At 46.3% G+C, this 13,121-nt stretch carries 14 protein-coding genes; 10 read left to right on the forward strand and 4 right to left on the reverse strand.

Features of this window, described 5'->3' with window-relative positions; all coding sequences use genetic code 11:
• From ACYVAA_RS20270 to ACYVAA_RS20315, 10 genes are all read left to right on the forward strand, one after another.
• Positions 1-175: globin domain-containing protein (locus ACYVAA_RS20270; protein ID WP_460545337.1), on the forward strand; the 175-nt coding region annotated here is incomplete at its 5' end.
• 6 nt (positions 176-181) lie between these two features.
• Complete coding sequence (locus ACYVAA_RS20275; RefSeq protein ID WP_460545313.1) at positions 182-961, forward strand: lysophospholipid acyltransferase family protein; 780 nt, start codon at positions 182-184, stop codon at positions 959-961.
• A complete protein-coding gene (gene gatC / locus ACYVAA_RS20280; RefSeq protein WP_460545315.1) occupies positions 958-1,245 on the forward strand; it encodes an Asp-tRNA(Asn)/Glu-tRNA(Gln) amidotransferase subunit GatC in 288 nt (95 codons plus the stop codon). The genes ACYVAA_RS20275 and gatC overlap by 4 nt, the downstream gene beginning before the upstream one ends.
• Positions 1,245-4,046, forward strand: a complete 2,802-nt coding sequence (locus tag ACYVAA_RS20285; protein ID WP_460545317.1) for a tetratricopeptide repeat protein — start codon at positions 1,245-1,247, stop codon at positions 4,044-4,046. The genes gatC and ACYVAA_RS20285 overlap by 1 nt, the downstream gene beginning before the upstream one ends.
• A gap of 90 nt (positions 4,047-4,136) precedes the next feature.
• Entirely contained in the window at positions 4,137-4,874 is a 738-nt protein-coding gene (locus tag ACYVAA_RS20290) for an ABC transporter ATP-binding protein (RefSeq protein WP_460545319.1), read from the forward strand.
• A 125-nt stretch (positions 4,875-4,999) separates the two neighbouring features.
• A complete protein-coding gene (locus ACYVAA_RS20295) occupies positions 5,000-5,548 on the forward strand; it encodes an ATP:cob(I)alamin adenosyltransferase (protein WP_460545321.1) in 549 nt (182 codons plus the stop codon).
• Positions 5,549-5,552: 4 nt separating this feature from the next.
• Positions 5,553-6,620: a branched-chain amino acid transaminase gene (locus ACYVAA_RS20300; protein WP_460545323.1), complete on the forward strand. Its 1,068-nt coding sequence runs from the start codon at positions 5,553-5,555 to the stop codon at positions 6,618-6,620.
• 105 nt (positions 6,621-6,725) lie between these two features.
• Positions 6,726-7,268, forward strand: coding sequence for a hypothetical protein (locus ACYVAA_RS20305; RefSeq protein ID WP_460545325.1), 543 nt, complete (start codon positions 6,726-6,728; stop codon positions 7,266-7,268).
• A gap of 169 nt (positions 7,269-7,437) precedes the next feature.
• Positions 7,438-8,539, forward strand: a protein-coding gene (gene prfB, locus ACYVAA_RS20310) for a peptide chain release factor 2 (protein WP_460545327.1) whose coding sequence is annotated in 2 segments (ribosomal slippage) — positions 7,438-7,497 and positions 7,499-8,539 — 1,101 coding nt in all. Because the reading frame shifts where the segments join, the coding sequence is not laid out codon by codon here.
• 68 nt (positions 8,540-8,607) lie between these two features.
• The gene (locus ACYVAA_RS20315) at positions 8,608-9,795 is read left to right on the forward strand and encodes an MFS transporter (RefSeq protein WP_460545339.1); all 1,188 of its coding nucleotides are present in this window, start codon (positions 8,608-8,610) and stop codon (positions 9,793-9,795) included.
• On the opposite strand, the gene ACYVAA_RS20320 is transcribed toward ACYVAA_RS20315, so the two are convergent.
• The 4 genes from ACYVAA_RS20320 to ACYVAA_RS20335 form a co-directional block, all read right to left on the reverse strand.
• On the reverse strand, positions 9,792-10,364 hold the full coding sequence (locus ACYVAA_RS20320) for an acyl-CoA thioesterase (RefSeq protein WP_460545329.1): 573 nt from the start codon (positions 10,362-10,364) through the stop codon (positions 9,792-9,794). The genes ACYVAA_RS20315 and ACYVAA_RS20320 overlap by 4 nt on opposite strands.
• A gap of 285 nt (positions 10,365-10,649) precedes the next feature.
• Positions 10,650-12,008 carry an MATE family efflux transporter gene (locus ACYVAA_RS20325; RefSeq protein WP_460545331.1) on the reverse strand — a complete coding sequence of 453 codons (1,359 nt, stop codon included), beginning with the start codon at positions 12,006-12,008 and terminating at the stop codon, positions 10,650-10,652.
• A 71-nt stretch (positions 12,009-12,079) separates the two neighbouring features.
• On the reverse strand, positions 12,080-12,622 hold the full coding sequence (locus ACYVAA_RS20330) for an NUDIX hydrolase (protein WP_460545333.1): 543 nt from the start codon (positions 12,620-12,622) through the stop codon (positions 12,080-12,082).
• Positions 12,623-12,757: 135 nt separating this feature from the next.
• On the reverse strand, positions 12,758-13,121 hold a 364-nt coding region (locus ACYVAA_RS20335), incomplete at its 5' end, for an Lrp/AsnC family transcriptional regulator (protein WP_460545335.1).

Below are 13,121 nucleotides of genomic sequence, written 5' to 3' on the forward strand. Positions count from 1 at the left end.
AGGACACCCCAGGCTCAGGATGCGGCATCTTCAATGGGCCATTGACGACAAAATGAGAAATCATTGGCTGAACAACATGCTGACTGCCCTTGATCGTCTTGACATTGACCAAAATGTAAAAGAGCTAATGATGAGCTACTTTGTCAAAGTAGCCAACCATATGATCAATCAATAACTATCCATGTTGCTAATCAGACGTATCTACTCCCTTTACGGTTCGTTGATATTCATCCTTTCCTTTCTGCTGCTTTTGCCTTTTTTCTTTATTACCATCGAAATTCCGAGACTGAAGAAATATGGAAGGATGCTCAACGGAATTTGGGCGAGGCTTTTCTTCACCGGACTTTTCATCAGGGTCAAAGTGGAAAACAGAAAATACCTCAAGCACCATAAGCAATACATCATTATCGCCAACCATTTCTCCTACCTGGATATCCCTGTAATCGGGCTGATGTCGCGAGACGCGGTCTTTATCGGTAAAAGCTCCCTGGGAAAAGTCCCATTGTTCGGTTATATGTTCAGAAAGCTGCATATCGCCGTCAACCGGGCCAGCTTTAGGAGCCGGGGAGAATCCCTCAAACGGACCAAGGAAATCCTTGACCAAGGCGGCAATGTGATCATATTCCCCGAAGGCGGTATCAGAACCACCAATGCTCCCGAAATGGCCTCCTTCAAAGACGGCGCGTTTAGCTTGGCTTTTGAAAAACAAATCCCGGTAATTCCTGTCACTTTATCCTATAATCATTTAATTTTGCCGGACGACAACAAGTTCTTATTGAATTACAAACCGGTGAAAGTGGTCATCCACCCCCCAGTAATCCCTGAGGGGGATGCCAAACAAGCCATTGCCGCTATGAAGGAGACATGCTTCCAAACCATACAAAACCAGCTATGGAAGGACAATGGTTTCACAAATGATAGAGCAAAAGGATCACCTTCACCCCAAAAACAAGTACAATGAAGATCGATAACAATACGCTGAAGAAAATTGCCCACTTGGCAAGACTGGAGTTTGATGAAAACAGCGCCAAAAAAATGACCAGAGACATGACCCAAATCCTGGACTGGGTAGAGCACCTGGACCAGGTAGATACCGAGGGAGTGGAGCCCATCACCACCATGTCCTCAGAAATCAATGTACTGAGGGAAGACAAGGTAGGCAAACATTTGGATCATGAAAAAGGATTAAAAAATGCTCCTCAGCGGGACTCGGATTATTTCCGCGTACCAAAGGTACTAGAATAATGCGCAAGCAATCAGTGGATCTAATCAACCGAATTTTATTTAAAGGGCTGCCAATCACCATTACCGTCATTGGCAGTTTTCTTTTACTGTACCATTACTTTTTTGACTGGAATACCGCACTGCCTATCCAGCCGGGCATATTTACGGAGATGACCAAAGTCCCTTTGGACATTTTCAATTGGGGGCTGGCCCACTACACCCTGGAGGTCGAGAATTACCTGGTCTTCCAAAACTTCGAAGTGCTTTTACCTTCCGTACAAACCACAAAAACACTTGTTTTTGGAACACTGATCTGGCTTTTGTGCAGTGTGGGCATCAGTTTGATCACCCACCTCAAGCGATATTATTTTATCGCCGCCATGACGGTGCTCATTTTCATGCTTACTTTTAGTGGAATCAATTCCTTGAACATCGGCGGTATCAGCAGCAATGTGGCCCTGATCATACTCTTACTTGGGACAGTGGCTCCTGCCATGCTACTCCATGTTTTTTTTGACCATATTTCCCTGACCAGGAAAACGTTGATCATTGCCCCTACGGCCATCTTGACCATGGCAGGACTAATTGCCAGCAGTGAAACCACCGATCCGGCATTGATGATGGCTGAAAACATCAGCCTGGTGGCCTTGGCCATTACTGCCATCTTCACCCTTTACATCGGACACAGCCTGATAAGCGCTTTCTTCCTGCTGATTACCCGCCTTAACCAAGGAGTGGGAATCAAGATTTCCTGGCACCTGAGCATATTCTCTATCAGTTATCTGCTCATACTCTTTCTTGTATTAATGGATAAGGTCGGAAGTCTCTCACTTCCGTTTGCGCTTCCCCCATTGTTTCCGCTCTTTCTGCTGGCGGGGTATATCGGACACGTTGAAGTCAAAGAAAAACTCCGACAGATCAACCAACCATTTTCCTCACCGATCATAGGCTTGTCCTTTTATTGGCTGGGCTTTGCGATCAGCACCTTGACATATTGGAAGACAATGTTTTCCGCCAATCGCCCAATGGAGGATTTTCTGGAGCATTGGCTGGTATACACCCAGCTGGCAATGTCCCTGCTCTTTTTTGCCTACCTGCTTACCAACTTCTCCGGATTTATGAACTCGGGCAAACCACTGGCCGATGTCACCTTCCGCCCCAAGTTTTTCGCTTATTACCATATGAGGATTGGAAGCCTCATCGCCCTTTTGTCCATAATCGTTTATGCCGACGGGGTCATCGCCCCCCAACTGAGCACGAGCGCGACCAATCTCTCTGCTGATTACTATTATGCCACGGGCAAGCCCTTGGAGGCAAGGATATTATTTGAAAACAGCTGGCAACGCTACCGTAAAAATGAAAAGGCAAAAGTGGCCACCATCCTGCTTTATCAAAAGGAAAACCAGCCTACACTGGCACGGAAAAACATAGAAGAAAGCCTGGAATGGAGCCCTTCGGTGCATGAAATCATATTGGCCGCCAACCATGCCCACAAGCGCGAAAAATATTTTGATGCCCTGTATTACCTGGAAAAAGGATTGGAAATCTACCCGGACAATGCATGGATCAAAAACAACCTGGCCCTGCTTTACAGCAAAGGGAACAAGGCAAAAGAAGCATTGGCCCAGCTGGAGGACATTTCACAGAGCAACAGCATTGCCCAATCCAACAAAATCGGCTTAATGGTCAAGCATCGTATGACCACTGATGAAGAGTTTGGCCCTAAGGACCTGGCCGGCAACACCAACTTAATGGCATTAAAAAATGCACAAGGGCAGCTTGCCGACTTCCAGCTACCCTCCGGTGATGCCCATACCCCTATCATGCAACAGGCCATGCTCAGAAATCAATGGACCAACAAACCTTTCCGTCCCCTCGAGGCTGACTTGAAAGAGCTCGATAGTCTGGCTTCTGTGGCAAGGATAAATTACGAGGAAAGACAGCTTCGCACTTCCAGGGTCATCAGAAGCTATCAGGAAAATCAGGTGGGAGAAGCACTTAAATACCTTAATGGCCTGGCCATTGATTTTTCAACCTCCTCAGGCTATTACCATTCCTTGGCGGCTAAAATACTTATTGGTCAAGGGGACATGGAAAAAGCGGCCTTGGAGTTTATTCAGGCAGAAGAAAGCGGCTTCCAAAACTTCCAAGACCAATACCTCCCCGTACTATATTATGGAGGACAATCTGAAAAGGCCTTTGAATTGGCAGAAAAATACGAGCTTGATTTCCCCGACTGGATGAAAGTCCAAATGGATTCGGAATCAATGGAAAGCGAGGAAAGTGTCTTTTTCAGGCAGCTCGCTTTACTCAATAAGGCTTCCAAAGAAGCGTTCTTAGGGGATTTTGAACAGCTTTCCTCCCCTACACTGAAAGCGATCATGGCCCATGAAATCCTGCTTAAGAAAGGACATTGGCTGGACAGAGCCGAAATCAGTGCTTTGCAGGACTTCCTCTCCAAACAAGAGGGGATAGACCATGAGTACATCCGACAACTTTGCGACGTGCTGACATCAGGAAAACCTTTATCCGAAGTACCACAAGGCTCCTTGGTAAAACTTTTCCCCGGTAGCTCCATTTCAAACCCCAACCCCTACCTCAGCCCCTTTGTACTGAAGCGTGTGGACCAACTGGAAAGTGATGAAAAGAAATACGAACTTCTCAGGAATGCTGCAGATTTCAATTCAGACCCCCTACTATGGCTGGAAATGATCAACTACAGCCACAAAATCGGATTGGGAGAATATGGTGAGGCTGCTCTTCAACAGCTTTCCGGTTGGGCGGACAGCAAAAGTCTTCAAAAACTGCAGCTTCAGCCCTGAAAACTGCCTTTTAGATAAATTAACCTTTATTGTTAACACATTCTGTCCGAAAACTGTATCTTTAGGAAAAGAACATTGAACATTTTTATTATGGGGAAGATCATTGAGACCAGCGATATCAAAAAGACCTACGTGATGGGGGCTGAAAAGGTAAGAGCCTTAAAATCTGTCACTATTGACATCAACAAAGGTGAATATGTGGCATTCATGGGTCCTTCGGGCTCAGGCAAATCCACCTTGATGAACATCATAGGCTGTCTTGACACCCCTACGGCCGGCACCTATATACTGAACAACAAGGACGTAAGTGATATGTCTGAAAATGAACTGGCCGAGATCAGAAACAAAGAAATCGGCTTTGTTTTCCAGACTTTTAACCTACTCCCCCGCGCCTCCTGCTTGGAAAACGTAGCCCTGCCCTTGATCTACGCCGGCTATAATAAAGCTGACCGGGAAGACAAGGCCTTTATGGCCCTTAAGAGTGTAGGCCTTGACAACCGCATCAACCACAAGCCCAATGAACTTTCCGGTGGCCAGCGACAAAGGGTAGCCATTGCCCGTGCCCTGGTGAACGACCCCAGCATCATCCTAGCGGATGAACCGACCGGTAACCTGGATACCAAAACCTCCTATGATATCATGAGCCTCTTTCATGAGCTCCATCAAAAGGGCAATACCATTATCATGGTCACCCACGAGGACGATATCGCACATTATGCACAACGGATCGTGAGGCTACGGGACGGCCTGGTCGAGACTGACACCATCAACCCGAATCCTACAACAAATAATTTTCAAGCTGTCACCGAACAGGACTATAAAAATTAAAAGTTAATGCTTAATTTTGCGTCTTGATTCATTGGTCAAGTCTTGCACCCGTAAAATTTTCTTTTCACTGAAAAAGAACCTTTTACACCAATACGACACCACTATCTCAACCAGACAGATATCAAATGAAGGTATATACTAAAGGCGGTGATAAGGGACAAACCTCTTTGCTCGGAGGGGCCAGGGTATCCAAAGCGCATCTAAGAATTGAGTCCTATGGGACAATAGATGAACTGAATGCCCACATCGGCCTGTTAAGAGATCAGGAAATCAATGAATCACGTAGTGGGTTTCTAAAAGAAATCCAAGACAGGCTATTTACCATCGGAGCGGCGCTCGCTGCTGAACCCGGCAAAAAAAATGTTAAAAAGCCGGATATATCGGAGGAGGATGTCCTGCAGCTGGAAAAAGAAATTGACCGCATGGAAAAAGAACTCCCTGCATTGAAACATTTCATTTTACCAGGAGGACACACGATAGTGTCTTACTGCCACATCGCCCGAACCGTCTGCAGAAGAGCTGAAAGAAGGGTCATTGCCCTTGCTGAAATGGAGCCTATTGAAGCGATTATTATCATATATTTAAATAGACTTTCCGATTATCTATTTGTTTTGGGAAGATTAATTTCAAAAGAATTAGAAGTAGGAGAAGTTACGTGGGAACCAAGAGTTTAACACCATGAACAAAACAATTGACATCCAAATAAAAACAACCACCAATTCTAAGTTACCCGGAACTAACTTTGAAAACTTAGCCTTTGGCCAGGTAATGAGTGACCACATGTTTGTGGCTGACTTTAAAAACGGTGAATGGCAAAACTTCAGCATTGAACCCTATGCACCGCTTTCGCTTAATCCCGCCAATGCCACACTACATTACGGACAGTCGGTTTTTGAAGGATTGAAGGCTTATAAAAAAGAAAACGGTGAAGTCTTGATCTTCAGAGCTGATGCCAATCAAAAAAGACTGAACGAATCCGCCAAAAGGATGTGCATCCCTGAAGTCCCTGAAGAGATCTTTATGGACGGACTGAGAAAACTGCTGGAAGTAGACCGAGGCTGGATCCCAAACAAACCTGGTTGTTCACTGTACATCAGGCCCTTTATTTTTGCTACCGATGACTATTTGGGCATCAGGCCATCACACACGTATAAGTTCATGATATTCACCTGTCCGGTGGGGCATTATTACGCCAAACCGGTTTCGGTAAAAGTGGAAACCAAATACACCAGAGCTGCTGAAGGGGGCACAGGTGAAGCCAAAGCAGCAGGCAATTATGCGGGCTCTCTTTATCCTGCCCTGATCGCCCAAAAGCAAGGCTATGACCAGTTGCTTTGGACAGACAGCAAAACCCATCAAAACATCGAGGAGAGCGGCACGATGAATGTTATGTTCATCATCAATGACACATTGATCACTGCCCCTACCACCAAAGGGACCATTCTAAAAGGCATCACCAGGGATTCGGTTTTGACCTTGGCAAGGGAAAGTACCCTCAAAGTGGAAGAAAGGTACCTGTCCCTTCAGGAACTGAAGGAAGCATTGGAAAACGGCACGCTGAAGGAAGCTTTCGGCACCGGCACTGCCGCCACCATTGCCCATATTGACAAGATACACGTGGGTGACCAGGATTATATTCTCCCTGAAAAACCAGCAGACTCCTTCTCTTATAAAGTATTGGAAACGTTGGATGCCATCAAATACGGCAGACAGGAGGACGAGCACGGCTGGATCACCAAAGTATAATCTCAGCACCAAAGGGCTTTTCCGATAAAGGGAAAGCCCTTTGCCCTTAAATCTATCCCCTCCTCCACGTCTAACCGTATCGGTCAATCTAATATTTTTAGTAAAATGGGAAGAAAACTCCTGACCACCTTTGCTGCTTTTACCATTACCTTTTTGCTGATCGGCCTCAATACCGGCCATGCCCAACGCTACCTGATCCTGCAAAAGGGTGCCAACCAAAAGTCGCGCATAACATACGAAGAAGGAGACTGGATCACTTACCGTCCCAAGGGAATCGGTTATTTTATGGATGACCAGATCAAAGAAATCACCCGGGATTACCTCATCCTTTCCGAAAACATCATCAGCCCTGAAAAGATCGCAGCCGTAGATGTCTCCAAAACCGACGAGCGGAACCAAACACTCAAAAGCTTCAGCACCTTGGCCGCCGCAGCCGGCGGACTCCTGCTTACTGCAGAGACCATCAACAGTCTTTACCATGAAAAACGCTTGAGTTACTCCAAAGGCGGCCTGATCATTTCTTCCGCCCTGATAGCAAGCAGCTTTGTACTCTCCAAACTCAAAAAGCGGTACTTCAAAAACGAAGGCAGAAACAAAATCCAGATCATCTACCTGGACCTGGACATTCCGGAAAACACGTCCAATTAGTTATTGGGTCAATAAGTCATTAAGTTATTGACGATATCCTCTTTGAACGTATCAATGATCAAACACTGGACCAGGTTCATTTCGCCCAAACCCTTTGCGGGGCATTAGGTAAAACCGTAAAATTTCCCGAAATTCGCAGTTCAAAATTTTAATTTAAACGGGATATTTTATGACATCAGAACAGTTGAAAGACTTGAAGGCGCGTATCACGGCCTTAAGGAGGTATCTTTGACTACGATCGTAAGAAAGCTGAAATAGAAGATTTAGAGGCAGTTTCTGCCCAACCTGACTTTTGGAACGATCCAGAAGAGGCCGAAAAGACCATGAAGCAAATCCAGGCCAGAAAATCCTGGACCTCTGCTTATGAAAACGCCGAAACGCAGGTCCAAGACTTGGAAGTTCTCTATGAATTTTACACTGCAGGTGACGTAGAGGAAGAAGAAATCAAAAGAGATTACCAAAAAGCACTCAATGAACTGGAAGACCTGGAGCTGAAGAAAATGCTCAGCAGCGAGGAGGACCAGCTCAGTGCCCTACTGGAAATCAACCCTGGCGCCGGAGGAACAGAAAGCAACGACTGGGCTTCTATCCTGATGAGAATGTACATCATGTGGGGAGAGAAAAACGGCTACAAGGTAAAAGAAGTGGACCTACAGGAAGGCGACGTGGCGGGTATCAAATCTGTCACCTTGGAATTTGAAGGACCACTGGCCTATGGCTTCCTTAAATCAGAAATAGGAGTCCATCGACTGGTAAGGATTTCACCTTTTGACAGCGGTGGAAGACGCCATACCTCGTTTGCATCCGTTTATGTCTACCCGGTAGTGGATGATTCCATTGAAATTGAGATCAACCCCTCCGATATCGAACTCCAAACCTCCAGATCGGGAGGAGCCGGCGGGCAGAATGTAAACAAGGTGGAAACAAAGGTCCAACTGACCCATAAGCCTACCGGTATTGTGGTCATCTGTCAAGTGGAGCGCTCCCAGCTTGCCAACCGTGAAAAAGCCATGCAGATGCTAAAGTCCAGGCTTTATCAAATGGAAATGGAAAAGCGGAATGCTGAAAGAGCCAAAATCGAAGCAGGAAAAATGAAAATCGATTTCGGTTCCCAGATCAGGAACTATGTCCTTCATCCTTACAAACTGATAAAGGACGCGAGAACAGGACACGAAACTTCCGATGTACAGACCGTACTGGACGGAGGCCTCAATGACTTCATCAAAGCCTATCTTTTGGCCCAAAGCGAAGAGGGAGCCAGTGAAAATTAATCAAACATCATTTTCATCATGATAAAGCGCACCGGAAAACCGGTGTGCTTTTCTGTTTAATTGATCAGATGACCATGAAACGCTACAGCATCATCCCTCCTTTTTTAACCCGCCGTTTCTTGCAGCTTTGTATCAGCTCTTTTTTATTCTTTGCCAGCTTCAACATGATCATCCCCGAACTTCCCGAATATTTGACAAGTCTGGGAGGCGAAGATTACAAAGGCCTGATCATTTCCCTATTTACCTTGACCGCAGGTCTCTCCAGGCCCTTTAGCGGCAAACTGGCGGATAAGATAGGAAGGGTACCTGTAATGATCTTTGGAGCAGGAGTCTGTTTGTTGGTCAGCCTTCTTTACCCTTTGATCAGTGGGGTGGCAGGCTTTCTCTGCTTAAGGTTCTTCCACGGATTTTCTACAGGTTTTACCCCAACGGGAATATCAGCCTATGTAGCAGACATCGTCCCCTTCAACAGGCGCGGGGAAGCCATGGGACTGCAATCCCTTTTCAGCTCCTTGGGCATGGCCGCTGGACCGGCCATCGGAGGTTTTATCGCTGACCTCTACGGCATTACTCCATTGTTTTACTATTCTTCGGCAGTCGCCCTGATTGCTATCCTATTACTGGCCAGGCTGAAAGAAACTGTGGAAGAAACGGAGCCCCCGCAACTCCGTCACCTTGTTCTAAAAAAGAATGAGATTATCGAAAAAAGGGTCTTTGCCCCCTCCTTTGTTTTATTCTTTTGCTACCTGTCCTTTGGAATTATCCTGACCATCATCCCCGATTTCTCGGCCTTCCTGGACATTGACAACAAGGGCATCTTCTTTGCAGTTTTCACCCTCAGTTCTCTGGTGATACGCCTATTGGCAGGAAGGGCCTCGGACAAATATGGCCGGATCCCGGTACTGAAAATGGCCACTCTCTGCCTTGCCTTGGCCATGACCTCCATTGCCCTGAGCGAATCCAGCAACATGCTGCTGTTTTCCGGTGTTCTTTTCGGTTTTGCCATAGGCATGACCTCGCCGACCATTGCCGCCTGGACGATTGACCTTTCCCTGCCGGATTTCCGGGGCAGGGCTTTGGCCACCATGTACATTGCCTTGGAGGCAGGCATTGGCCTGGGCGCGCTGGCCTCCGGCTGGCTGTACGCCAACAAAAGCCAAAATTTCCCTTTGGTGTTTTTGGTTGGAGGGGCCGGTGCCCTGATTGCGCTGATCTATCTTTTTTCAACTAAACACCGACAGCCACAAATGACCTAGGACGCCTCTTCTACCTTATTGATGCATCGCTGGTTTTGGAGCAAAGCAGTGATGTCCTGCTTCTCCCAATTTTCCTTGATCTCATTCAGGTTGGTCTCATAGTTCTGCTTGAACTTCCTTCGGTAGATCGCCTCTACAAATCTTCTGACATCGGTAGCGGTTTCCAGGATCAACTTAGGCACTTTGGTAGGCTTATCATCTTCTCCTTTTGCCACCATGGTAAAATAACAGGTATTGGTGTGCTTCATCTCCCCCGTCTTCACATTCTCGGATACCACCTTAATCCCGATCACCATGGAACTGTTGCCCACATAATTGATGGATGCTTTCATGGACACCAACTCCCCCACTTCCACTGGCTGCAAAAAGTCTACTGTATCGACTGACACAGTTACACAGTAAGCCCCGCTATGTTTACTAGCAGTAGCATAGGCCACTTTATCCATCAACGAAAGGAGGATCCCTCCATGGATTTTACCGCCAAAATTGGCATAAGAAGGAATCATTAATTCGGTGATAGTGGTTCTTGAGAAGGCCGATGTCCTGGCCAGTTCTTGGTTTGCACTCATGGTTTGTTAGGTTAAAAACAGCAAATAATGGGTGAATATAAAACAAAAAGACGGGACTAACCATGCTGCCCCGTCTTTCCATGCCTTTATAACCATTGCTTGACTTATATAAGTAGAATCAAAACGTCTTTGCACCTCTTTTCGTGACGGCCTGAGGATCGGAAAATTGCGTCACCTAACTCCTTTATGGTTAAGAAAATAGCAGTTTCCAGCAATACCTGTCCCGACCACTCTACGCGGACGGTCATTAAATGGGATAGGGAGTCTATCAAGGTTTTACCTTCCTCAGCCAACGGGAAGGGCTTTCTCTTTCTTGGTAAGGAGTTTCTTGCTAATGCGATGGAAGCGATACAGCAACAAACCTCCGGTGATGGTCAAACCTATCAATAGACCATACCACACCCCTTGCTCTTTAAAGCCCAAATGAAAAGCCAGAAAATATCCCAAAGGCAGTGCTATCCCCCAGTAGGCGATCAAGGTAATAACCGTCGGCATGGTCACATCAGCCATTCCTCTCAATGCCCCAAGCCCAACTGCCTGAACCCCATCAGAAAGCTGAAACAAACCGGCAATAACCAGCAAACTGGCAGTCACTTCAACCACATTGACCTCATCAATATAGAGCAATGGCAGGTAATTCCTCAAAACAACAAACAAAAAGGCAAATACAGCCATCAGTATCAGCACCATACCAAAAACCGTAAACCCGGCCTCTCTCAATGTCTTAATATCATTTTTACCCAACTGGTTGCCCACGCGGACCATAGCTGCTGCCGATAGTCCCATGGCCATCATATAACTGATGGAGGCCAGGTTGATGGCTATCTGATGTGCCGCCAAGGCATTTGCCCCGATCCAGCCCATCATGATCGCCGCAGCGCTAAAAGCCCCCACTTCAAAAACAAACTGAAAGCCCGTAGGCACTCCTATTTTCAGCATTTTTGAAAACATGGGAAAATAAAGCCGCTTAAAGTCAAACCTGATGCTGTAGCGCCTAAACCGCTTGGCCCTCCAAACATACAACCATATGATCAGCGCCATCAGCACCCTCGAAATCAATGTAGCCCATCCTGCGCCGTTCAAGCCCATTGGGGAGAAACCCAAATGACCAAATATCAGCACCCAATTCAAAAAGATATTCACCAGATTACACAGGACCGTGATCATCATCGCCTGTTTGGTCTGACTGAGGCCTTCCAACAATTGCCTAAAGGTCTGAAAAAACATCACAGGAATAAGCGACAGCGTGATGATCCCCAAATAGGGAATAGCCAAATCCACCACCTTCTCGGGCTGGTTCATATAATGAAGTAAAGGCGCTGCCAGTACAATCAACAAGAACAGGAAAATGCCGGCAAAGCCGTTAATTGCAAAACCATGATTGAAAATCCTGCTGATCTTAAGCAACTTCCCTCCTCCATCTGCAGCAGCCACCAAGGGCGTTATGGCCATAGAAATCCCTGTACCGAACATCATGACCACAAAAAAAATACTGTTGGCCAATGAGGCAGCAGCAAGCGGCTCAGCGCCCAAGCGCCCGACCATCATACTATCTGCCACCCCTACCATCACATGACCTAGCTGACTTAACATCACCGGATAGGCCAAGTGATAGGTACGGGAAAAATGCTTCTTAAAATTCATTCTCCGCAGCATGACAAAACCCTTCTAAAATTACTACTTCTACGTTTACTATAAATTGCCCAGAGCTCAAACTAAACCCCTAACATCCTGGCCACTTTTAACAGGACTGCAGCACTGATTACATCGGAGATCTCCCCGGACATCACCATGTCCACCGCCTCTTTTAAAGGAAGCTTCCTGACCTGGATTTTCTCGGTATCCTCAAACTCAGTCTCCCCCATGCTCAGTTCCTCGGCCAAAAACGCAAACCCCTCTTCATCTGTTACAGAATTGGAAGTATGGAACCGCATGATTTCGGACCACTTCCCTGCCCTGATTCCGGTTTCCTCTCTCAGTTCTCGTTTTGCACTATCCAGCAGGTCCTCACCTATCGGTCCTCCGCCCTCTGGAATCTCCCAACTGTATTCATCAATGGTATAGCGGTACTGCCCCACCAACCAGGTGTTCAAATCACTGTCCACAGGAACGATGGCCATCGCTTTGTTCTTGAACTTCACCTTGCCATATAAACCATCGGTCCCCGCAGGGGTCACCACCTCATGTTCCTCCAACTCTATCCAAGGATTGGAATAAACTGACCTTTTGCTTTTAGTCTTCCACGGATTACTTTCCATAATACATTGAATGATTAAATTTCTGCCCCACATTTTGTTTGGCCAAAACATGGAATGCTTGTCCAAACAGGTTGCGCAGGGTAAAAAAAAAGGGCGACTTAAAGCCACCCTTTCCTGTATTGTTACTTTATTTTCTTACAAAGGGATTGGCAATACTTTACTGTCTTTGAAGGTAGAAAGAATAACCATGGACTGCATAGAGTCCACTTCTTTGATTTCACTGACCTTCTCCAACATCAATTTCTGATAAGAATTAATGTCTTTAGAGATAATTTTCAGGATAAAATCCCCTGTACCAGTAATATGGTGACACTCTATCACTTCTGGAACAGCATTAATTTCCTTCATAAAGGCATCTATATTGGCTTTGTTGTGTCCAATCAAGCTTACTAAAACAAAGGTGCTCACCCCTAAACCGATCCTTTCTGGATCCAATTTGGCATGATAGCTTTTGATGATCCCTGACTGCTCCAACTTCTTGACACGTTCTAAGGTAGGG

The organism is Echinicola sediminis (genome assembly GCF_054777495.1).

Bases quoted from the DNA above. Each gene is read 5' to 3' on its own strand.
- ACYVAA_RS20315 (WP_460545339.1), top strand. From the start codon at position 8,608: ATGACCATGAAACGCTACAGCATCATCCCTCCTTTTTTAACCCGCCGT.
- ACYVAA_RS20300 (WP_460545323.1), top strand. From the start codon at position 5,553: ATGAACAAAACAATTGACATCCAAATAAAAACAACCACCAATTCTAAG.
- ACYVAA_RS20325 (WP_460545331.1), bottom strand. From the start codon at position 12,008: ATGAATTTTAAGAAGCATTTTTCCCGTACCTATCACTTGGCCTATCCG.
- ACYVAA_RS20330 (WP_460545333.1), bottom strand. From the start codon at position 12,622: ATGGAAAGTAATCCGTGGAAGACTAAAAGCAAAAGGTCAGTTTATTCC.
- ACYVAA_RS20290 (WP_460545319.1), top strand. From the start codon at position 4,137: ATGGGGAAGATCATTGAGACCAGCGATATCAAAAAGACCTACGTGATG.
- ACYVAA_RS20295 (WP_460545321.1), top strand. From the start codon at position 5,000: ATGAAGGTATATACTAAAGGCGGTGATAAGGGACAAACCTCTTTGCTC.
- gatC (WP_460545315.1), top strand. From the start codon at position 958: ATGAAGATCGATAACAATACGCTGAAGAAAATTGCCCACTTGGCAAGA.
- ACYVAA_RS20285 (WP_460545317.1), top strand. From the start codon at position 1,245: ATGCGCAAGCAATCAGTGGATCTAATCAACCGAATTTTATTTAAAGGG.
- ACYVAA_RS20275 (WP_460545313.1), top strand. From the start codon at position 182: ATGTTGCTAATCAGACGTATCTACTCCCTTTACGGTTCGTTGATATTC.
- ACYVAA_RS20305 (WP_460545325.1), top strand. From the start codon at position 6,726: ATGGGAAGAAAACTCCTGACCACCTTTGCTGCTTTTACCATTACCTTT.
- ACYVAA_RS20320 (WP_460545329.1), bottom strand. From the start codon at position 10,364: ATGAGTGCAAACCAAGAACTGGCCAGGACATCGGCCTTCTCAAGAACC.